The following is a 21,148-nucleotide window of genomic DNA, read 5'->3' as shown; positions in this document are numbered from 1 at the left end:
TTCAGTAAATGTTTGCTGATGTAATATTACCGTTACCTCTTTCCGATCTATATACCTATGCTGTACCAGCTGAAATGAGGAACAAAATTGCCAGAGGATCTAGAGTAATTGTTCCTTTTGGCAACAAAAGATATTACACAGCTATAATTTACAAAATAGAAGATACTATATCTAAAGAACTTAAAGATATAGATATTAAAGAGATTCATTCCTTACTAAATTCGCAACCTTTAGTGAACGAGCAGCAACTCAACTTATGGGAATGGATCTCTTTTTATTATTTGTCCCCTTTAGGTGATGTGTTTAATGCGGCTGTCCCCTCCTCTATGAAATCAGAAAATCTTAAATCAAGATTCACACCTAGGACAGAGACAGTTATAAAGATAAATCCTGATATGAATCCCAATATCATCAGGGAAATAATCGGGAAAGCACAAAAACAACAATCCCTATACTCACAAATAGAGAATATACTCATCGAAAGAAAGTCAGAGTATATCAGTAGAAAAGAGGTCTCTGAACTAGAATGTAATTCAACCTCTGCCTTAAAAGGCTTGATTGACAAAGGTGTGTTGCAATCAGTTACTATCGAGACAAGCAGATTAAATACAGATTTAAAACCAACGCGTAATCTATTCCCTCTTAATGAAGTTCAACAAAGAGCATATAAAGAGATAAAGAACTGTTTGGAGTTCAAGCAAACCTGTCTTCTGCATGGAGTTACATCAAGCGGGAAAACAGAAATATATATGCATTTAATACAAGATGCGCTTTCAATGGGTAAACAGACTCTTTATCTGGTTCCCGAGATAGCACTCACAACCCAGTTGACACAACGTTTACAAGCTGTCTTTGGCAGTAAAATAGGCATATATCATTCCAGAATAAATGACAATGAAAGAGCAGAGATATGGAGTAAAATGATGTCTGAAGATCCTTTCGAAATCATTTTAGGTGTCCGTTCATCTATTTTTCTGCCTTTTAATAAACTGGGATTAGTCATCATTGATGAAGAACATGAAATAAGCTTTAAACAACAGGATCCATCACCGCGATATCATGCCCGTGATACAGCCATAATGCTGGCACATCTTTGTAATGCAAAAACCATTCTTGGTTCTGCTACACCTTCACTGGAATCATTTTATAATACAAAAACGGGTAAATATGGACTAGTAACGCTGCAGGAACGTTACAGAAACATTATGATGCCTGAGATTCAAATAGTAAACACCTTTGAATTGAGAAAAAGGAAAAAGATGAAATCTGTTTTGGCTCCTCTACTTATAGATCAAATGAATCAGAGTCTCGAAAATGGAGAACAGGTTATACTTTTTCGAAATCGTCGGGGTTTTGCATCACTAGTTGAATGTGAACAGTGTGCCTGGACCCCAAAATGCAAGAGATGCGATGTTTCGCTCACCTATCATAAAAAACGTGACCGTTTGATTTGTCACTATTGTAATGCCACATATACATTGCCGGCAAAATGCCCATCTTGTAATTCTGAAAATCTTAAGAAGTTGGGGCAGGGCACGGAACAGCTGGAAGAAGAGGTTGAAAGTCTATTCCCTGATTATTTTGTTGGAAGAATGGACCTTGACACAACTCGGGGCAAAGATGCTTATGAAAAAATCATAGATGATTTCCAAAGCAAAAGAGTTCAGATTCTGATTGGCACTCAGATGCTTTCAAAAGGTCTTGACTTTGAAAATGTAGGGGTTGTTGGCGTAATATCTGCAGATTCACTTCTCAACTTCCCCGATTTCAGATCACACGAACGCGGTTTTCAACTTATGATGCAGGCTGCCGGACGTGCGGGACGTAAAAACAAACAGGGTAAAGTTATAATTCAGAGTGCAGATCCGCTTCAACCGGTATATGATTATATATTAAACTACGATTATGAAGGTTTTTTTAACTCTCAAATGGCAGAAAGAAAAATGTTTAACTATCCACCGTTCTCCAGACTTATTTCAATTATTATTAAAGATAAAATAGAGCACAAAGTTGAAGCTGCTGCCGGATATCTTGCTGAATTACTCAGAATCACTTTTGGTGAAATGATACAGGGACCCGGTAAACCTATAGTTAGTTATATACAAAGCTACCATTTTAGAGAAATACTAATAAAACTCGATAACAATTTTTCACTGAAAAAAACACGTGAAGCTATAAAATCTGCAGAGTCAAAATTTCACTCCAAGAGGGAGTTCAAGTATATTACAATTCAATACGATGTAGATAGAGTATAAATGCAAAAAACCGATATTCCGGATGGAGTATCGGTTTTTTTACTATTATTAGTCCCGTTATTACGGAAACTATTTCATTTCAATCTCTTCCTTCAGATCAATTTCATTTCCGTCTCTATCGTAGAATTCGTATTGCAGAAATCCCAGTTTCTGATTAGGGATTATTTTCAAGTTTGCATTATACTTCTTCTTCCATTTACCTTTCAACGAAAAGAAACCTTGCTGAACATACGCTGCAACATAAGGATGTATGTGCAGACTGAATTTCTTCACTTTCAGATTATTTACTAAATAATCAATCTTACCTTCCAGAGTATCTGTGAATAAGAAAGATGACTTTATCTTACCTTTACCAAAGCAAGTGGGGCAAACTTCGCTTGTGGCAATTTCCATTTCGGGTCGTACACGCTGTCTAGTTATCTGCATGATACCGAACTTGCTCAATGGCAAAATGTTATGTTTCGCTCTATCAGTCGACATCAGCTCCTGCATCTTGGACAATAACATGTTCCGATGCTCACCTTTATTCATATCGATGAAGTCGATAACAATAATGCCTCCCATATCGCGTAATCTAAGCTGACGGGCAATTTCTTCTGCAGCTGCAACATTTACTTCGTATGCGCTTTCTTCCTGCCCTAGTTTTGATTTGTTGCGGTTACCACTATTTACGTCAATTACGTGTAACGCCTCTGTGTGCTCGATAATGAGATAAGCACCATTCTTAAATGTAACAGTTTTTCCAAAGAGCGACTTTACCTGTTTTGTAACGCCGAAATTGTCTAAAATTGGCAGAGCACCTTTATATTCTTTTACTATATTTTTTCTGTCAGGTGCAATGAGATTTACATATTCGGCAATTTGTTTAGACACGTCACTATCATTGACGTGTATCTGTTCGAAAGAGGGATTGAAAATATCGCGTAACAGTGCTACTGTGCGTCCTGTCTCTTCATAAATCAGAGATGGCGCTTTAGCTTTCTGTATTTTTCCAATACAATCTTCCCATCTTTTAACCAGAATCTTAAGTTCTGCATCGAGGTCGGCTACTCTCTTACCTTCAGCATTTGTCCTGATAATAACCCCGTAATTTTTGGGTTTTATACTCTGAATAAGCTGACGTAGACGTGCTCGTTCCTCTCTTGACTTAATTTTCTGTGATACCGATACACGGTTGATAAACGGAATTAAAACCATAAATCTTCCCGCGAATGAGATTTCTGCTGTTAATCTTGGACCCTTTGTAGATATTGGCTCTTTTGCAATTTGCACTAAAATTTCCTGACCTACTTTGAGTACATCAGAGATTAACCCATCTTTATCGATATCGGGCTGCAGCTTCATCTTCTGGAGCTGCGGAATCTTTTTCTTGTCTTCAACCAGTTTCTGAAACTGCAGAATCGAGTTGAATTCAACCCCTAAATCCAAATAGTGAAGAAAAGCGTCCTTTTTGTGTCCCACGTTCACAAATGCTGCGTTAAGGGCGGGCATAAGTTTTTTAACTTTGCCCATATAGATATTTCCAACCGAGAAAGACTCATTCTGATCTTCTTGCTGAAGTTCAACTAACTTCTTATCTTCAAGAACAGCAATGGTTATCTCCTTTGATTGAACATCTACAACAAGTTCGCTTGTCACAATTGTTTTTTTTAATAATGATTAAAATAATGTTGGGTTTCTGTCATCACAACAGAAAGGGAGTTCACTCCTGAATCATCCCTTGTAGTTTTATACACAAAGAACAAACTTATTTCCCTAATGGTTTTTTTATAAGTTTGTTCCTGTATATGGCTGAAATTAACTACAGGCTTATTTTTTCTTTTTGTGCCTGTTCTTTCTTAGTCTCTTTTTCCTTTTATGGACAGACATTTTATGCCTTTTCCTTTTTTTTCCACTTGGCATGTTTTAAATCTCCTATTATTTAATTAATCTACTTTAACTTCCTTTACCTGAGCAACAAACGTTTTTGATGGCTTGAATGCGGGTATATTATGTGCTGGTATGATGATAGTTGTATTCTTTGAAATATTACGCGCAGTTTTTTGAGCTCTTTTTTTAACGATGAAGCTTCCGAATCCTCTTAAATATACATTTTCATCGTTAGCCAATGAATCTTTTACCACATCCATGAAAGATTCAACTGTTGATAACACCGATGTTTTGTCTACACCAGTCCTCTTCGCAATTTCGTTTACAATATCTGCTTTAGTCATTTTATTTATATATTTTTATAATTAATAATTACAGCAACTCTCTAATTAGTAAATTTTTGGACTGCAAATATATAGCTTTTTTCTCAACCCTAAAAATAAATCTCTAGAAATTTTCTCTTTTTGAATTAATTGAAAATGCCTCAGAATTAAGATTATAGATTATTATGTACAATAGGTTTTATAATTGCGTAATTATAAAATAATGTTTATTTTTGCTTTAAAGCTTAACAGCTCTATTTCAAACCAAATAAATTATTAGTTATGTCGGTGAATAAAGTAATATTAGTAGGAAATGTAGGCAAAGACCCGGAAATGAAGTATTTCGACAATGACGTTGCAAAAGCAAATTTTTCAGTAGCAACAACTGAGAGAGGTTACACCACATCCAACGGCACTCAGGTTCCTGAGAGAACAGAATGGCACAACGTTGTATGCTGGAGAGGATTAGCTCAGATTGCAGAGAGATTTGTAAAAAAAGGTACATTAGTTTATATTGAAGGAAAGATAAAAACTCGATCATATGATGATCAGAGCGGTGTTAAACGATATATAACAGAGATTATTGCCGATAACCTGGAGTTACTTAGTAAAAGATCAGGTGGAGTTGAGAATGAAAATATAACGGGCAGACACGATCTCCCTGTATCAGAAAACACATCAAATGAAGTAGATAATAATTCTGATATGGATGATTTGCCGTTTTAAAAAAACATCGTAATTTTGTAAGAGAATGTTATTGTAACATTCTCTTTTTGTTTCACTAAATCTTAGTCACTTGGATCCTGACCCTTTATCGATTTTACAAATAGCCCTGCCGGTATTTACACCTGTGGCTTTAGACTATTTTATATCAGTTTTGCTGCTTCTGCTTATAATTATGAACGCTATCGTTTCCGGTTCAGAAGTTGCTTATTTCTCCTTAAGCGAAGAGTACAGTCAAGATAAATATTCATCTTCTGACTCTATAACAAACAAGGCTAACACATTACTAAAAAAGCCCGAAAACCTACTGGCTTCATTAGTTCTGGCTTATAATTTACTTAATGTAACAATAGCTGTATTAACAATATATCTATTAAACAGGTTACCCTATTTTGCAGGTGAAATTGGCTCAAAACTTATACTTGAGGCAGTTATAACAATATCTATAATTCTTCTTTTTGTAGATATTCTCCCAAAACTATACGCATCACACGATCCACTTAAATTCGCCAACAGATATGCTCCGCTAATAACCGTTATAAGCAGGTTGATGAGCCCTTTTTCAGGATTACTTGCAAAAATAACAACCTCATATACACGCCCACTCTCATATAGTAAACATGAGTTGTCGATGGAAGACTTATCAAAAGCACTTGAAATTACTTCTGATGAAATTACAAGAGATCAGGAAAAAGAGATGCTTGAAGGTATTATCAGGTTTAGAGATAAAAGTGTGGATGACATCAAGATATCCAGAAGTGATATGATCGCCATCAATATTCAAACACTTTTTGTTGATGTAATAGACTTTATTGTTGAAGCAGGATTCTCACGTATACCTGTATATGAGGATAATCCCGACAATATAAAAGGGATACTTTATGTAAAAGACCTTCTGCCTCATCTTGGCAAACCTCACAATTTTAAATGGCAGTCACTGATCAGATCTGCATATTTTGTGCCCGGTGCAAAACGAATTGATGATTTGCTGGAAGAATTCCGGTCAAATAAAATTCATATGGCAATAGTTGTAGATGAATATGGTGGAACATCTGGTCTAGTTACAATGGAAGATATACTCGAAGAGATTGTAGGAGATATCAGTGACGAGTATGATGAAGAGTTGCCTTTATATACTATAGCCGCAGACGGTACATATATATTTGAAGGTAAAACACCTCTTGAAGATTTTATTAAGATTACGAATGTCCCGGAAAAGGATTTCGAAGCAATGTCTGATGAAGTTGATACTTTAGCAGGGTTACTACTTGAGTTGAAAGGAGATTTCCCAAAGCGGAAAGAAACTTTTACATATAAAAAATATACTTTCCAGGCAGAGGAGATGAGTAAGAAAAGAATTATTAAAGTTCGCTACATTCCTCCAAAATTAAAAACAAAAGAAGTTGAATAAATAACATATGCTTATCAGAAAAGATTATTTTGACAACGGATCTCTGATGGGTATTTGGAAAATGGATGAATCTATTGATGAGCTTTTAAAGCTTTTCCCTCCTAGTATCCGTTCTGAAGCTGACAATTATATAAATAGTATCGGGTCAAAGAGACGTGTAATAGAGTGGCTTTCCACTAGAATTATGCTCTTTGAGCTTCTTGGTGAAATTAAGATCATTCAAAATCACGAAGATGGCAAGCCTTATCTTGCTGATAACTCCTACCACATAAGCATATCTCACACCAAAGATCATGCAGCAATTCTACTAAATAAATTATATCCTGTAGGAATAGATATAGAGATTAAGTCAGATCGAGTAGAGAAGCTAGCCTATAAATTTATTTCTGAAAATGAGTATATCGACCCTGAAAAGAAGATACTTCATCAACTTCTGCACTGGTCGGCTAAAGAGTGTATGTTCAAATTGATTAATGCTCAAGGTATTGATTTCAAAAAACATCTCTTTATTCATAAATTCACTCCATCTCAAAATGGCATTATTACTGCTACGGAATATAGAACAAAAGAAACCAGAACATATAATCTGCATTACGAGATACATCCTGAGTATGTTCTTACATGGGTAGTAGACACCTTAAAGAATTAACTTTCAAGTCAACTATATTTAAGGACATATCAAATCAACACTAAAAATAAAAGCTCCGGAATTGTCCGGAGCTTTTAAAATTATATCTGATTAAGAAACAGTTATATTATTATTAAACGCTAAGTGATACACGTTTGAATTCTGTAACTGTCAATTCCTTATCACTTTCTTTCAAGTACTGTTCGATAGTTTTCTTTGGGTCTTTTACAAATTCCTGTTGAAGAAGTGTAGACTCCTTATAGAATTTAGTAAGAGCACCTTCAGCAATTCTATCAAGTAAGTTTTCCGGCTTACCTGCTTCACGAGCTTTCTCACGAGCTATTTCCAGTTCTTTCTCTTTTACTTCTGCAGGAATTCCATCAGCTGTGACAGCAATTGGATTCATAGCTGCAATCTGCATAGCAACATCTTTAGCTACATTTTCATCAACATCAGCTTTATTAAAACCAACTACGGTAGCCAGTTTATTACCCATGTGTATGTAAGAAGCTACATAAGGAGCGGTTACAAACTCATAGTAGCCAAGTTCCATCTTTTCACCGGTAGCAGCCATTTTATCAGTGATAACCTGAGCAACTGTTCCGTTGTTAAGTTCAAGAGCAAGCAGTTCGTCCAGTGTTGCAGGTTTTTTGCTCATAGCAAGATCAAGTATCTGCTCTGTTAAAGCAATATAGTCTTCATTCTTTGCTACAAAGTCAGTTTCGCACTGTAGTGCAACTACTGCACCAAAGTTACCTTCGGTTTTAGCAAGTACGCAACCTTCAGAAGCATCGCGATCTTCCCTTTTAGCTGCAATAGCCTGTCCTTTTTTACGGATAATTTCCATAGCTTTATCGAAATCACCACCCGCTTCATTCAGAGCATTTTTGCAATCCATCATACCGGCACCTGTCATTTTGCGCAAGTGCTGTATATCTGCCATTGTTACTGCCATATATATATTGTTTTTTTATTTTTATTAATCGTCTACCTCTACATCTTTTGCGAACTTGCTAACCACTGCTGCTTTCATCGCTTCAGAATCTTCCTTCTTTACACGCTCTTTCTTAGCAGCTTTAGTTTTACGTTCTCTGCGTTGTGGTGCATCTTCTGACTGTTCCTCAGCAGCTGCAGCATCGGCTTTCTCAACTTTACGTTCTTCAAGACCTTCTCTGATAGCATCGCAAAGAACACCTATAATCAGGTCAATAGCTTTTGAAGCATCATCATTAGCAGGAATTACAAAATCAACATTTGAAGGATTAGAGTTAGTGTCCACGATTGCGAATACAGGTATTCCCAAACGTTCTGCTTCTCTTACAGCAATCTGTTCTTTCATCACATCCACAACAAAAATTGCAGAAGGCAGACGAGTAAGATCCTGAATAGAACCAAGGTTCTTTTCCAGTTTAGCACGCTGACGAGTTATCTGAAGTTTTTCTCTCTTAGAAAGAGTATCAAAAGTTCCATCCTTAATCATCTTATCTATACTACCCATCTTCTTAACCGCTTTACGGATTGTTGGGAAGTTAGTAAGCATACCACCCGGCCAACGCTCTATTACGTATGGCATGTTCACACTTTGAGCTCTTGCCTCAATAACAGGTTTGGCCTGTTTTTTTGTAGCTACAAAAAGGATTTTCTTTCCTGATTTAGCCATCTGCTTCATAGCTGCAGCAGCCTCTTCAGTCTTAGCAATTGTTTTATAAAGGTCGATAATGTGAATACCGTTACGCTCCATAAATATGTAAGGAGCCATTGCCGGGTTCCATTTTCTTTTTAAGTGGCCGAAATGCGCTCCGGCTTCTAATAGTTGGTCAAATTCTAACTTTGCCATTTTGATTTTTTTGTTATTATTCGTTTACTTTCTTTTTCTTTAGTCGAATCATAAGGTAAATTACCCTTTACTAAACTCTTCTGAGGGATAACGTCCTTATAATTTAGATACTAAACGTATTAGCCTGCACCGCAGCTGTTATGTAAAAATCCGGTATAATCCGGATTTCATACATATCCAATATATTAACGTTTTGAGAATTGGAATTTCTTTCTGGCGCCTGGTTGTCCCGGTTTCTTACGTTCAACTACACGTGGGTCACGTGTCATAAAGCCTTGAGCTCTTAATGCTGCCTTATCTTCAGGATTTATTTTCACTAAAGCACGTGCAATACCTAATCTTACGGCTTCTGACTGACCTTTATAACCACCACCATCTAGATTTACTCTGATATCATATTTATCAGCTACATTCAGAGTATTTAATGGTTGTTTTACTATGTACTGAAGTATAGAAGATGGGAAATAATTTTCTAATTCACGTTTATTAATAACGATCTTTCCGGTACCTTCGGTCACGAAAACCCTGGCCACTGCGGCTTTACGCCTTCCTATTGCATTTACTGCTTCCATCATTATTATTTAAGACTGTTAATATCGATTTTCTTTGGTTTCTGTGCCTGATGTGGGTGCTCATTACCGGCATACACAAACAGATTATTTAATAATGCATCACCTAATTTATTTTTAGGCAGCATACCCTTTACAACTTTTTTGAAGAGTCTGTCCGGACCTTTTGCCATCAGTTCTGATGGTGTAGATGTACGCTGACCACCTGGGTATCCCGAATAGCGGTAATAGGTGCGTTCTGTCCACTTATTTCCTGTAAGTATTACTTTATCTGCATTCAGAATTATAACATTATCACCGCAATCCACATGTGGAGTGAAGCTGGCTTTATACTTACCTCTAAGTAATTTTGCTACTTTTGAGCTGAGACGCCCTAATGTCTGCCCTGTGGCATCTATTTCAACCCATTCTTTCTGAGCCGTTTCTCTGTTTACAGAAATGGTTTTATAACTAAGCGTATCCATTCTTGTTTGTTTAATTTAATTAGTAAGTTAATGTGAAGTTGATTCTTTCTGCTTCCTGTTTTGTCTTGCTAAGGGACAGAATAGGCAAATAAAAAGCTTAAAATCAAACTCTTAATCGAAAAAAACTAATAATCGGACTGCAAAGTTACAATAATTCAATATATTAACAAAGAGTTTAAAGCTATTTTCTTTTATGAAAAAATTTATTTTCTCAATCTACCAATTTAGAATCCATAAACTTAGTAGTGAATTCAATTAAATCGGAAAACTCCCATGAAAAGTTTTGAGGTGTTTCAGGATTAATAGAAACATATTTCACGCTATCCCCATCATTAAGTTCAATGATATACATAATTGGGCTCTCGGTTTCATCATCAAAACCGTATGCATCTTCCATGCTGTAAATGTTGCTTTCTCTGATAAGCTTATCAAACCTGGCAAATTCTTCGGCGGTCAACTTACCCTCCCTGGTACTTGGGTTTCTCCTATCTGCAAATCTATCAAAGAACATGTTCTGCTGTACAATCTTATATGTTGAATCGGGATTCATCTGAAACTCTACTTTATAATTATCCACACTTTCCATACTAAACTTGTATGAGAACTCACCAAATTCAGCTGAACCCTCATTCTTATTTTCGCTGCTATTGCTGTTACAGCCCATCAACACGATTAATAAAACAAAACAGATAAACAGGTTATACTTTGCCATATATAATTAATTTATTAAAAAAAGGGAGGTTGCCCTCCCTTTTTATCGATTTATAAAATAGTTCTATTTCCAGGGATCCGGTTGTACTAAATAAGGATTCCCATTTTCGTCGTTACCCATTGTTTGAATCTGACCATCTGGTAGAGGGAACATTGTTTTAGCTGCATCCAATTTAGCTGACGAAGCAAATTTAGTAATAAAATTCTTTTCAAAGTCAACATATTCAGAAAGAGTTGTAGCCATATATTGTCCTCCCCAACGAGCGAGGTCAAACCAGCGCTGTCCTTCCATTGCAAGTTCAAGCTTACGTTCCATGCGGATTGCTTCAATACAAAGATCTTTATTAGTGAATGTAGCATGAGTTGATGGATAAGGATTTACCAGATAATTAGCAGCTGGCTCACCATTTGGCAATAAAATAATATTATCCTCATGTCCGGCTCTTTCACGAATCATGTTTACATAACTCATAGCTTCTGCCAATTGATTATCATTAGCAAGACACTCAGCATAAAGAAGAAGAATATCACGGAAGCTCAGATACTGATAATTGATAGCAGAACCCGGTGCCCAACCATCGTGTATACCACCATTTGCAAGACCTGCATCAAGCTCTTCCTTAGTATAAACATGTTTTTTAGGCATATAGAAACCACCATTTGCAACATCTCTTACCCAGTTGTTCTGTGGTAGGCCCCAATCTTTATATGGAATACCAAAACGACCAATTGCAAAGTCAAGACGTGGGTCAACAGGCATTGTTCCGTTAACTGACAGATAACCTGCAGGGTCTGTATTTCTTTCAGCTACGAAAGGAGCATCCCTGTATGATTTGTCAAGGAAAGGAAGACCGTTTGCATCAACTTTATAGGAGTTTGCCAATTCATTAGAGGGTTGGAAGAAACCACAGCAACCACCAGGTCCACCTGCTCCACCGTGAGGATAAGCAATTGAGATACCAGGATTAGCATTGTTATAGTCGTTTGAGAATTGAATTGCAAAAACAGATTCCTTGCCATTATCAGTTGGACTATAGAAGTTTCTATCCATATCATTCTCAAGACCATACTTCAGATTATTAGAAGTAACACCATTATCAATTACATCTTTCAGAATTGGTTTAGCAGCTGCTAAATCACCTCTCTGCATCAGAACTTTTGCTTTAAGTGCTTTTGCTGCCCAAGAGTTAGCTCTACCAACTTCTGGTTGTGTTGCAGGTAGAAGCGCAATTGCCTGATCGATGTCAGCCAATACTTTTGGATAAATATCGATATCGTTATGAACCTTTGGATCATTTTCAGTAAATGTATCATCTACCCATGGAAGATATGGTCCGAATACTCTGATTCCTTCAAAATAGAACAATGCACGAAGGAAATACATTTCGCCAAGTCTTGAATTCTTGAATGCATCAGGCAGACCTTCAGTTTCGTTTATAGTCTGAATGGCAACATTGGTACGCTTGGCACCTTTATATACCCAAGAATATTTTTCACCTATATATCCATTATTTGCTAAAATACTATAAGTTTCCATAGTATTCAGAACAGACTGGTCATTAGCGTCAGAACCTTTGTTGGCATCACCACCATACATACTTCCGAAAGTCCAGTTGGTAATAGATGCACCCCAACCATTTTCAGAGAAGTTTGCATATGCATTTGTAGTAAGCAGGTCAATACCAGTTTGGTTCTTTAGCGCATTTTGGTCGATACTTCCCTGAGGAGCAATGTAAAGGAAATCCTCTCCACAGGAGCTCAGCATTACAAATACTGATATTAAAAGTGTCAATAATATATTTTTTTTCATACTTATTAATTTTAAAGATTAGAACGTAAAGTTAACACCAAAGAGTAAACGCATTGTGGTTGGCCAACCACCCATATCGAGTCCTCTTCTAAGGTCAGCTCCACTACCCTGACCTGTATCCGCATTTGTGAATTCCGGATCTAATCCTGTGTAACTGTCAAAAGAAAGAACATTTTCAGCCTGAATATAAAGTCTCAGTCTCTCAATTGTAGCTTTTCTCACTAAATCCTGAGGAAGTGTGTAGCCCAATACAAGGTTCTTTAGTTTCAGGAATGAACCATCTTCAACATAGTAAGAACTTGATACTGCACCACCCCAACTGTCATTAGAGTCCAGAATAGGAAGAATAGCCTTTGAATTATCTGCACCCGGTTTCCATGACAAATCTCTCATTCTTGTTGAACGGTTACCACCGAACAATGGGAAGTCTGTGAAATACTTGGTGTTGTTGAAAAGATCATTTCCTATTGATGAATACCAGAACATAGTAAAGTCAAAATTCTTGTAAGTCAAGCCTACGTTCAAACCTCCAACAAGATCTGGATGAGGATTACCAATGATAGTACGGTCGCTGCTATCTATCTTGCCATCACCATTAACATCTTCAAATTTAAATTTACCTACATAAGATCCAGGATTACTTGTAATAGCGCTAGCTGTTGTACCATAAGGAGTTGGTGAACTCAATACATCCTGTTCTGACTCATAGAATCCAATTACATTATATCCAAAGAAATGTGAAATTGGTTCTCCCTTAATAGTTCTTGTTACAGAATCTGAGATACGTGTTCCACTTTGGTAGATTGCATAATCATCAGCTGCTGCAAGAGAAAGAACTTCATTTTCATATCTTGATAGGTTAAGTGCAATATCCCATCCTAAATCACCTTTTCTATCAGCGTAATTGAAAGCGAAGTCAAAACCTCTGTTTCTCATACTACCATAGTTGATATAAGGAGTTCCGGGCTCACCAGCAAGGTTAGAATAAGCAGCACCAATCAACATGTCAGAAGTTTCTTTATTATAGAACTCAAGAGTTGAATTGAAGCGACCCTGTCCGAAAGTTATATCCAAACCTAAGTTCAGCTGTTTTGTAGCCTCCCAGCGGGTTTCAGGGTTACCATATGTAGATAGTCTGTATCCCAGCCAAGTACCTGTATTTGCACCTGAAAGGTCATAGTTTGTTCTGTCAGGAGTAGTTGTGAAAAGAGATGCAAAGTTAGTTGCGCGAGGAATTTCAGAGTTACCTGTCAAACCATAACCAACACGAAGCTTCAGGTCATCTAACCAATCACGTGTATTTTCCATAAAGGCCTCTTCAGAAACACGCCATCCGAAAGATGCAGATGGGAATGTTCCGTAACGTTGTGACTGAGAGAAACGAGAAGCACCATCACGACGTACAATACCAGTGAACAGATATTTGTCGGCGAATCCATAGTCAACACGACCGAACACACCAAATAGTGCAGTTTCACCCCAATACCATGACTCAGTCTGTCTCTGGTTGTTGTTTTCACCCATCTGAAGCGTCCATGTATCAATATTATCTTCGAACAGATAATTATATCTTCTGCCTCGGAGTGTTCTTCCAAGTCCACCTCTTAAAGCATCAGATCCTAAAAGTACTGTTAAGCTATGTACGTCTCCAAATCTTTTGCTGTAAGTAAGAGTATTCTGCCACTGCAGGTTGTAACCACTGTTGGCCTCTTCATTGAAATAGTTTGTACCCGGACTTTCAGAGAATTCAGGATCCTTCTTGCTCATATTATAACCCCAAAATGTAGAATGGTCAAGACCAAAACTGGTACGGAAAGTCAAATCCTTCATAAGATCCAGTTCAGCCCATAGGTTACCAAACAGACGGGTATTTACCCAATAGTTGTCTTTATTTCTTGTTTCACGTGCAACAACGTTAACAAAGTTACCTGTTCCTGCAATCTTAGAACCTGCCCAGTTGCCAAACTCATCTTTAACAGGCACCCACGGTGAAGGTCTGTAAGTATAAGAATAGGCTGAAGATTCTGCTGAACTGCTCTGCAATCCCTGATCTTTTGTATATGTAAACTGTAAATTCTGACCAACTCTGAACCATTTGCGTATATCAAATGATGTATTGATACGGGTCTGATAACGTTTGAAGTAAGAGTGAATTACAGTACCCTGCTGATCGAAATAGTTAAGACCAAGCAGATACTGACCCCTGTCATTACCACCTACCAGTGACAACTGGTGATTCTGAATTGGAGCTGTGCGGTCAACTTCATCCCACCAGTCTGTGTCAGAAAACTTAACCATCTGGTTGTTTGGGAATGAATAGTCATTAATGTTAATGTCAGTTCTACCGTTAGCACCGGTTGTAGTCATATAGTTAGGAATCTTTGGAGTTGGACCTGTACCAAACTGAGGATGAGTCGGGAATCTTTCATTTCCATCCTCATCAAATTTAGTACCACGAATCAGGAAAGAGTTATTTTGTGCTTCCCATTCCAAATTCAACCTATCCATAGAGTTTACAAGATCATATCTTGAGGTTGTCTTCTGCATACCATAATATGCATCATAGGTAAGTTTTGGAGCTCCTGTTCTGCTACCTGATTTTGTTGTAATAAGAATTACACCATTGGCAGCCTGTGCACCATAAATTGCAGCAGAAGAAGCATCCTTCAATACCTGCATACTTGCAATATCATTAGGGTTCAAACTACTTAAGTTCTGGTTACGTGTAGCAACACCGTCAATAACGTATAATGGACCGTTATCATTAACAGTGTTCACACCACGAATACGTACCATTGTTGCAGATCCCGGAGAACCTGTTTGTCCTACATAAACACCAGGAGCTTTACCTTGCAGCTGTTGTGTTGCTGAAGAACCTGAAGTAATTAAAAGATCTTCGGTGTTTACTACAGCAACAGAACCTGTAATATCTTTCTTTGCTTGTGTTCCATATCCCACTACAACAATCTCCTCGAGTGTTTCCATGTCGAGCTGCAACACAATATTGAAATTGCGAGTGTTTCCAACCTGAACTTCCTGGGTAGTGAAACCCACGTACGAAAATACTAAATATGAATTCGGAGAAGCAACGTCAAGGGCAAATTTACCATCTATATCGGTGATAGTCCCATGTGCCGTTCCTCTCTCGATAACATTCACACCTACGAGTGTTTCCCCATCAGCATCAGTTACCACTCCGGTAACATTTACCTGTGCAAACATCAAGCCTGCACTGGCAATCATCAGTAAAGAAAGCAGACATAGCTTTCTCAACTCTGAAAACAAATGTTTTTCTTTTTGCATAAAACAATGATTAATAGTTAATGAATAAATTTAACATAACTCCAATTTAATTTTGCTAACAATATAAGTCCGAAACAGGCGTCCGGGCCATCATAATAGTCTCCTCTGCCTTATTTTCAGCACTTTACAACATTTTAGGTTAATTCTCTTTCACTAGTACACGCCCAAAGATAGTAACAAACATTAATTTTGCAAAATATTCAACAAAATAATTATTAAACCACATGTTAAATTATTTTTAATAATACCTAACATGTGTGTATCAGTGAAGACTATCCATTACCTATTTATTTAAAAAAATATACGGCAGAACATCGCTCTGCCGTATATTATAAGAAGTAGAGCCTGATCTATTATTTAAGACCTATAAAATTGAGCTCCTTAAAAACATCCTCCAACTCCTTATAGGTCAACCCTGATCCATTAAGCGTCACGAGATACCTATCTGACACCAAGGCTCCTATCTCAGAATTTACCCAGTCATCCCCCCTCTGCTCTTTAATTGAAGCACGACTACCATTAATTGTTGTATTTTTACTGAATCCCGACTCAGTCTCCTCTTCCATATCCATTGAAAGAGACATCACATATATTGCGATCACACCTGAACCGGCTTCTCCTGCACCATCCATAATCGACAGCTCAACACTCCTGCTCTGATCATCAGAGTAAGTTGCCTGAGCTGTAACCAAACCCATCATAGAAGCATCTCCAACAGAGAATCTTGTGCGCTTCATTCCAGCTAAACTTTCCGGCAAAACAGCCTTCATCTCATCATTAGTTAACGGCGTTTTGCTTTGCAAATCGCTCTGTTTCTTTTCCCAGCCCTCAGCAGCTTTCGCAGCTTTATTAAGGTTTCTAAAACCACCTACAGCCTCAGAAAGTCCGGGCGATCCGTCTTTCCCTTCATCCGAAGATCTGTTTCCACCACAGGAAAGCATAAGCAAACCAATAAAAATTAAAATAGAAAAATGTTTTAGGCTCATAGATTAAAATTTATCGAAGGTTTAACGTTTAAAATATATTAATTCAATCTTTCACTATAACGTCATAAGCTTAATTTTGTTTTATGTTTTTTGTCTTTTATTTTCTTAACTATGTTAATACAATTACCTGCTACTCCTTTTTTGTAGTAAAAAGTAATCTAAATCAGCTACATTTTGAACAGAAGTTAATATTTTAACAATAAACATTCCAATTTGATTTTTTAGCATAAAAATAAATCCCGATCGGACTTAACTCCAATCGGGAAATCAATATTTAACTGCAACTATATCCTCTATAGCAGATGGATAAATATCGATGTGCGTTCTCTCTTTTCCAGATTTCTTGTGCGATGTCCTTTTCCTGCCGTATCTTCAACCAGTAAAATTTCACCTGTCTGAAACCTTCTTATCTCACCAAGTGAGGTCTCAATTTCAACACCCCCATCAAGCAAAACAATATATTGCCGCTGAGGCGCGTTGTGAAAATCATAATCATAATCAGGTGGCACCTTTCGGAACTGAAGTGATTTCACTGCAACTGATTCTGAGAGGTAACCGATCTCACCTTTATTAAAAAGTGGTACATCAATTTCATCAAAACGAGACTCTCCGTTTTCATCACTATATACACGAGTAACTTTCATACTTATCCTATTAATATTGTAATAAAGTGATCATAAATTAATTGCTACTATTTCTGACCAAAAATCAAATTATTTGCAATTTCAATCTCTTTCATTGAAACAGAATGCACTTTGCCAGGGAAAACCTTTTCAGTGACCGAAGCATTCATCTCTTTAAAGAAACCTGAAGTAGATAGAACACGATCAACAGGCACATGTGCATCTGGATCACCGGTACTCAGCATAACAGGTGTTTGTTCAAAATCTCCTTTATATTTTGCAGGATCAATTTCATCTCCTATCAATCCTCCTGTAAAGGCTACAATTCCTCCATAACGCTGTGCATTACGAGCTGTGTACTCCAAAGTGAGACAGGCTCCCTGAGAGAATCCGAGAAAATAGATATTTTCTGCAGTGAAACCATGATTCAGCAACTCTTCAAATGTCTTACCAACAATATCGATAGCTGATGATAGCCATGGCTCATTTTCTTCTATTGGTGCAAGAAAAGAATAGGGATACCAGGTGCTATTTGTTGCTTGTGGAGCAACGAGTGCAAAACCGGGAAGTTCAAGATATTGTGATATCGAGAGGATATCTTCTGCTTTTCCTCCTCTTCCATGAAGCATAATTATAGCTTTATCAGCCTCATTAACCGATACTCCACCATATTTTATATCAAGTATATGTGACATTATTTTCTTATTTTAAATCAGGAAGAACACTCTCAATCTTATCCCTCATACTCTCATACCTTTTTGGCAACCTTAGAGAGCTGCCCAGTTTATCAAGTGGTTCATCAACAGTAAATCCGGGGTTATCGGTAGCCAGTTCAAACAACACTCCTCCCGGCTCTCTGAAATAGAGTGAGAAAAAGTAATCGCGATTAATTTTTGGAGTAATCTGCAGACCTGCTTCAGTCACTTTTTTTCTAACCTCCATAAGGATATTATCATCCTTAACCCTAAAAGCTATATGATGATTGGTTCCACCGGCATTTCTTCCACCCGGTGCTTCACTATCCTCTAAAATATCTATATAATTTGCATTATTTACAGTATCAACTGCAAATCTATACCTGTTGCCTTCATGCATAATTTGAGTGTACCCCAATATATCTGTCAGAACACTTGCAGTTGGTCCGGCCGACCAAAGTGTAAGAGTAACAGTATGAAATCCTCTTATAGCAACCTCTTTTCCAATCTGATCCGTTGTCCACGGTTCTCTGTCATCATTTTTTTCAGGAATAACAAGTTGCAACTGCATTCCGTCTGGATCATTAAATGATAAAACTTTCTCATTAAAGATAACACTCTCTTGAGATTCGATTCCAAAACTCTGGAGTCTGCTTTTCCAGAAATCAAAACTTCCCGAAGGTACTGAGTAGGCAGTATGTGTTGCCATTCCGGCACCATTAACACCCTTACCTATTCCCTCCCAGGGAAAGAAAGTTATTATTGTGCCGGGAGTACCCTGCTCATCGCCAAAGTAGAAATGATAAGTACCGGGATCATCAAAGTTTACAGTCTTTTTTACAAGTCTGAGGCCAAGTACATTTGTGTAAAAATCAAAATTGCCTTGTGCACTGTTGGATATTGCAGTTACATGATGCAGCCCTAATATATCTGTTTTCATCTATATCTGTATTTTTATTATTCTATTTATCTATAACAAGCTGTATATCGAAAAGTTCACACTCTAATACTGAACATTAAAAATCACTACTAATTAATATGCTTAAGCTGTTTAAAATCAACATGTATATTATAAGACTAAAAATTATAAGTCAACTTTTTTGTGATTTTATGAAATTGATGTATCTTTGCACTCTCAAATAAGGCCCCGTAGCTCAACTGAATAGAGTATCTGACTACGGATCAGAAGGTTCCAGGTTTGAACCCTGGCGGGGTCACTCGAAACAACGCACGCCTAAAAGCTGCCTGACTGTAAAAAAAGTCAGGTGGCTTTTTTGTTATATTCAAGAATAATGGTACAGTAAATCTTTTCCTGTCCTATTAACTGGAGTGGGCAACATGAGGGGAGTCAGGACTTTAATTTCTTTGGTCCTTAATAAAAAAAATTTAAACTTTTATCTATATTTGTGACATACTATAAAAAACATATAAGCTATGAAAGGTGACGATGGAAAACATAAAATCTCGCGAAGAGCAGCCTTAAAATACATGGGAATTGGTGCAGCAGCTATACCAGCAAGCTTTTATCTGAACAGCTGTGGGAAAAAAATAAAAACCGACCAGATCGTTCCGGATTTAACGAACATCCCAACAGATAAAATGACTTATAGAACATTGTCAAAAGCTGGTGACAGGATTTCTCTGTTAGGATTTGGTACAATGCGCTATCCTACAGTGGAAAGAGAGACTCCGGAAGGGGTAAGGAGATTCATTGATGAGGAAAAAGCAGAACAGCTTATCGATTACGCTATGGCACACGGCATTAACTACTATGATACTGCCTGGATGTACCACCAGGGAGAATCTGAGACATTTACCGGTAAAATACTGAAAAAATATCCAAGAAACAGTTTTTATGTCTCAACAAAATTACCAGGTAGCGTTAAATCAAGAGAGGATGCAATTGCTACTTATCACAAGCAGATGGAAAAACTTCAGGTAGATTATTTCGATTATTATCACCTGCACAGCCTAAGTAGTGATTCAATGTATGAGCGCATTTATAAAGAATGGGGAATGCTGGATTTCCTGCTGAATGAAAAGAAGGAAGGACGTATACGCAACCTGGGGTGGTCTTTTCACGGAGATCAGCAACTATTTAACAAAGTCCTTGCTGAGCCTGTAGAGTGGGATTTCGTGATGATTCAGATGAACTACCTGGACTGGAAGTATGGGTATGTTCCTGCCGAATATATGTACAATAAACTGGTGGAGAGAAATATTCCGGTAATGATTATGGAACCTCTGCTGGGAAGTCGTCTTGCAAAAGTAAGCCGAGCAGTATTGGAGATGATGCAGGAAGAGAGTCCTAACAGCACACCAGCACAGTGGGCATTTCGTTTTGCAGGTTCACATCCGAATGTTATGGTGGTATTGAGTGGCATGACATTAATGGAACATCTGCAGGAAAATATTAAAACATTCTCTCCTCTTGTTCAGATTAATGATAAACAAAAAGATATGCTACTCACAGCTGCAGATATAATACGTTCCATAAAAACTATCCCATGCACAGATTGCAAATATTGTGTTCCATGTCCATATGGTGTTGATATTCCGGGAGTGCTGCTATATTACAACAAGGCTACCTGGGATAGCAATCTGCCAAATCTGGATGGGCCTCGCGATGCTGAGTTTAAACGTTCATCCAGGGCATTTTTAACAGATTACAACCGTACTATTCCCGAACTGGAGCAGGCAAACCATTGCATTAATTGCGGGGAGTGCGAAATTACCTGTCCTCAGAACATAAAAATACCCACAGAATTACTAAATATAGACAATCTTGTTCAACAATTAAAAACAACCTGATGCCATGTTAAAGAAAATAAGAGTTGCTTTGGCAATAGCCTTTTTTATTGTTATTTCATTATTATTTCTCGATATCTCGGGAGTTTTGAACAAGTATTTTGCTTATTTCGCAGAGCTTCAGTTTGTACCT

At 37.4% G+C, this 21,148-nt stretch carries 18 protein-coding genes and 1 tRNA gene; 6 read left to right on the top strand and 13 right to left on the bottom strand.

What is annotated here, in order from left to right:
* Nucleotides 1-8 precede the first annotated feature (8 nt).
* A complete protein-coding gene (priA, locus tag PHO43_RS05965; RefSeq protein WP_288011631.1) occupies nucleotides 9-2,255 on the top strand; it encodes a replication restart helicase PriA in 2,247 nt (748 codons plus the stop codon).
* Nucleotides 2,256-2,324: 69 nt separating this feature from the next.
* On the opposite strand, the gene PHO43_RS05960 is transcribed toward priA, so the two are convergent.
* The gene (locus PHO43_RS05960) at nucleotides 2,325-3,893 is read right to left on the bottom strand and encodes an Rne/Rng family ribonuclease (RefSeq protein ID WP_045088794.1); all 1,569 of its coding nucleotides are present in this window, start codon (nucleotides 3,891-3,893) and stop codon (nucleotides 2,325-2,327) included.
* Between the two features lie 287 nt (nucleotides 3,894-4,180).
* Nucleotides 4,181-4,468, bottom strand: coding sequence for an HU family DNA-binding protein (locus PHO43_RS05955; RefSeq protein WP_045088793.1), 288 nt, complete (start codon nucleotides 4,466-4,468; stop codon nucleotides 4,181-4,183).
* A 261-nt stretch (nucleotides 4,469-4,729) separates the two neighbouring features.
* On the opposite strand from PHO43_RS05955, the gene PHO43_RS05950 reads away from it, so the two are divergent.
* The 3 genes from PHO43_RS05950 to PHO43_RS05940 all read left to right on the top strand — a co-directional run bounded on the left by PHO43_RS05950 (nucleotide 4,730) and on the right by PHO43_RS05940 (nucleotide 7,230).
* Nucleotides 4,730-5,173: a single-stranded DNA-binding protein gene (locus tag PHO43_RS05950; protein ID WP_045088792.1), complete on the top strand. Its 444-nt coding sequence runs from the start codon at nucleotides 4,730-4,732 to the stop codon at nucleotides 5,171-5,173.
* Between the two features lie 70 nt (nucleotides 5,174-5,243).
* Nucleotides 5,244-6,581, top strand: a complete 1,338-nt coding sequence (gldE, locus tag PHO43_RS05945; protein ID WP_288009620.1) for a gliding motility-associated protein GldE — start codon at nucleotides 5,244-5,246, stop codon at nucleotides 6,579-6,581.
* Between the two features lie 7 nt (nucleotides 6,582-6,588).
* Entirely contained in the window at nucleotides 6,589-7,230 is a 642-nt protein-coding gene (locus PHO43_RS05940) for a 4'-phosphopantetheinyl transferase superfamily protein (protein ID WP_053826889.1), read from the top strand.
* Between the two features lie 112 nt (nucleotides 7,231-7,342).
* Here the strand turns inward: PHO43_RS05940 and tsf are convergent, their stop codons facing one another.
* The 11 genes from tsf to PHO43_RS05885 form a co-directional block, all read right to left on the bottom strand.
* On the bottom strand, nucleotides 7,343-8,164 hold the full coding sequence (gene tsf, locus PHO43_RS05935; protein ID WP_053826890.1) for a translation elongation factor Ts: 822 nt from the start codon (nucleotides 8,162-8,164) through the stop codon (nucleotides 7,343-7,345).
* A 24-nt stretch (nucleotides 8,165-8,188) separates the two neighbouring features.
* Nucleotides 8,189-9,046, bottom strand: a complete 858-nt coding sequence (gene rpsB, locus PHO43_RS05930; protein ID WP_045088789.1) for a 30S ribosomal protein S2 — start codon at nucleotides 9,044-9,046, stop codon at nucleotides 8,189-8,191.
* Between the two features lie 185 nt (nucleotides 9,047-9,231).
* Nucleotides 9,232-9,618 (bottom strand): 30S ribosomal protein S9, encoded by a 387-nt coding sequence (rpsI, locus tag PHO43_RS05925; RefSeq protein ID WP_045090730.1) that lies wholly within the window; start codon nucleotides 9,616-9,618, stop codon nucleotides 9,232-9,234.
* A gap of 5 nt (nucleotides 9,619-9,623) precedes the next feature.
* Nucleotides 9,624-10,079, bottom strand: a complete 456-nt coding sequence (gene rplM / locus PHO43_RS05920) for a 50S ribosomal protein L13 (protein WP_045088788.1) — start codon at nucleotides 10,077-10,079, stop codon at nucleotides 9,624-9,626.
* 211 nt (nucleotides 10,080-10,290) lie between these two features.
* The gene (locus PHO43_RS05915) at nucleotides 10,291-10,791 is read right to left on the bottom strand and encodes a hypothetical protein (RefSeq protein ID WP_052673047.1); all 501 of its coding nucleotides are present in this window, start codon (nucleotides 10,789-10,791) and stop codon (nucleotides 10,291-10,293) included.
* Between the two features lie 63 nt (nucleotides 10,792-10,854).
* Nucleotides 10,855-12,600: a RagB/SusD family nutrient uptake outer membrane protein gene (locus PHO43_RS05910; RefSeq protein WP_045088787.1), complete on the bottom strand. Its 1,746-nt coding sequence runs from the start codon at nucleotides 12,598-12,600 to the stop codon at nucleotides 10,855-10,857.
* Between the two features lie 18 nt (nucleotides 12,601-12,618).
* Nucleotides 12,619-15,843 carry a SusC/RagA family TonB-linked outer membrane protein gene (locus PHO43_RS05905; RefSeq protein WP_288011635.1) on the bottom strand — a complete coding sequence of 1,075 codons (3,225 nt, stop codon included), beginning with the start codon at nucleotides 15,841-15,843 and terminating at the stop codon, nucleotides 12,619-12,621.
* A 413-nt stretch (nucleotides 15,844-16,256) separates the two neighbouring features.
* A complete protein-coding gene (locus PHO43_RS05900) occupies nucleotides 16,257-16,889 on the bottom strand; it encodes a hypothetical protein (RefSeq protein ID WP_288011627.1) in 633 nt (210 codons plus the stop codon).
* A 293-nt stretch (nucleotides 16,890-17,182) separates the two neighbouring features.
* Nucleotides 17,183-17,533 carry a cupin domain-containing protein gene (locus tag PHO43_RS05895; RefSeq protein WP_045088785.1) on the bottom strand — a complete coding sequence of 117 codons (351 nt, stop codon included), beginning with the start codon at nucleotides 17,531-17,533 and terminating at the stop codon, nucleotides 17,183-17,185.
* Between the two features lie 47 nt (nucleotides 17,534-17,580).
* Nucleotides 17,581-18,207, bottom strand: a complete 627-nt coding sequence (locus PHO43_RS05890) for an alpha/beta hydrolase (RefSeq protein ID WP_053826894.1) — start codon at nucleotides 18,205-18,207, stop codon at nucleotides 17,581-17,583.
* Nucleotides 18,208-18,214: 7 nt separating this feature from the next.
* Complete coding sequence (locus tag PHO43_RS05885; RefSeq protein ID WP_045088783.1) at nucleotides 18,215-19,147, bottom strand: ring-cleaving dioxygenase; 933 nt, start codon at nucleotides 19,145-19,147, stop codon at nucleotides 18,215-18,217.
* Between the two features lie 203 nt (nucleotides 19,148-19,350).
* Between PHO43_RS05885 and PHO43_RS05880 the strand changes: the two genes are divergently transcribed.
* Together PHO43_RS05880 and PHO43_RS05875 are read left to right on the top strand one after the other, a co-directional pair.
* Nucleotides 19,351-19,424, top strand: a tRNA-Arg gene (locus PHO43_RS05880).
* A gap of 217 nt (nucleotides 19,425-19,641) precedes the next feature.
* Nucleotides 19,642-21,018 (top strand): aldo/keto reductase, encoded by a 1,377-nt coding sequence (locus PHO43_RS05875; RefSeq protein WP_045088782.1) that lies wholly within the window; start codon nucleotides 19,642-19,644, stop codon nucleotides 21,016-21,018.
* The last annotated feature ends 130 nt before the right edge of the window (nucleotides 21,019-21,148 follow it).

It is taken from the genome of Lascolabacillus sp., from assembly GCF_028696275.1.
Lineage (GTDB): Bacteria > Bacteroidota > Bacteroidia > Bacteroidales > Dysgonomonadaceae > Proteiniphilum > Proteiniphilum massiliensis.
Note: the sequence above shows the minus strand (reverse complement) of the source record. Positions and strands in the feature narration are given on the sequence as shown.

Excerpts from the sequence above, each read along its gene's own strand:
- priA (WP_288011631.1), top strand. The coding sequence starts at position 9 with ATGTTTGCTGATGTAATATTACCGTTACCTCTTTCCGATCTATATACC.
- PHO43_RS05955 (WP_045088793.1), bottom strand. The coding sequence starts at position 4,468 with ATGACTAAAGCAGATATTGTAAACGAAATTGCGAAGAGGACTGGTGTA.
- PHO43_RS05950 (WP_045088792.1), top strand. The coding sequence starts at position 4,730 with ATGTCGGTGAATAAAGTAATATTAGTAGGAAATGTAGGCAAAGACCCG.
- PHO43_RS05940 (WP_053826889.1), top strand. The coding sequence starts at position 6,589 with ATGCTTATCAGAAAAGATTATTTTGACAACGGATCTCTGATGGGTATT.
- tsf (WP_053826890.1), bottom strand. The coding sequence starts at position 8,164 with ATGGCAGTAACAATGGCAGATATACAGCACTTGCGCAAAATGACAGGT.
- rpsB (WP_045088789.1), bottom strand. The coding sequence starts at position 9,046 with ATGGCAAAGTTAGAATTTGACCAACTATTAGAAGCCGGAGCGCATTTC.
- rpsI (WP_045090730.1), bottom strand. The coding sequence starts at position 9,618 with ATGGAAGCAGTAAATGCAATAGGAAGGCGTAAAGCCGCAGTGGCCAGG.
- rplM (WP_045088788.1), bottom strand. The coding sequence starts at position 10,079 with ATGGATACGCTTAGTTATAAAACCATTTCTGTAAACAGAGAAACGGCT.
- PHO43_RS05915 (WP_052673047.1), bottom strand. The coding sequence starts at position 10,791 with ATGGCAAAGTATAACCTGTTTATCTGTTTTGTTTTATTAATCGTGTTG.
- PHO43_RS05910 (WP_045088787.1), bottom strand. The coding sequence starts at position 12,600 with ATGAAAAAAAATATATTATTGACACTTTTAATATCAGTATTTGTAATG.
- PHO43_RS05905 (WP_288011635.1), bottom strand. The coding sequence starts at position 15,843 with ATGATTGCCAGTGCAGGCTTGATGTTTGCACAGGTAAATGTTACCGGA.
- PHO43_RS05900 (WP_288011627.1), bottom strand. The coding sequence starts at position 16,889 with ATGAGCCTAAAACATTTTTCTATTTTAATTTTTATTGGTTTGCTTATG.
- PHO43_RS05895 (WP_045088785.1), bottom strand. The coding sequence starts at position 17,533 with ATGAAAGTTACTCGTGTATATAGTGATGAAAACGGAGAGTCTCGTTTT.
- PHO43_RS05890 (WP_053826894.1), bottom strand. The coding sequence starts at position 18,207 with ATGTCACATATACTTGATATAAAATATGGTGGAGTATCGGTTAATGAG.
- PHO43_RS05885 (WP_045088783.1), bottom strand. The coding sequence starts at position 19,147 with ATGAAAACAGATATATTAGGGCTGCATCATGTAACTGCAATATCCAAC.
- PHO43_RS05875 (WP_045088782.1), top strand. The coding sequence starts at position 19,642 with ATGAAAGGTGACGATGGAAAACATAAAATCTCGCGAAGAGCAGCCTTA.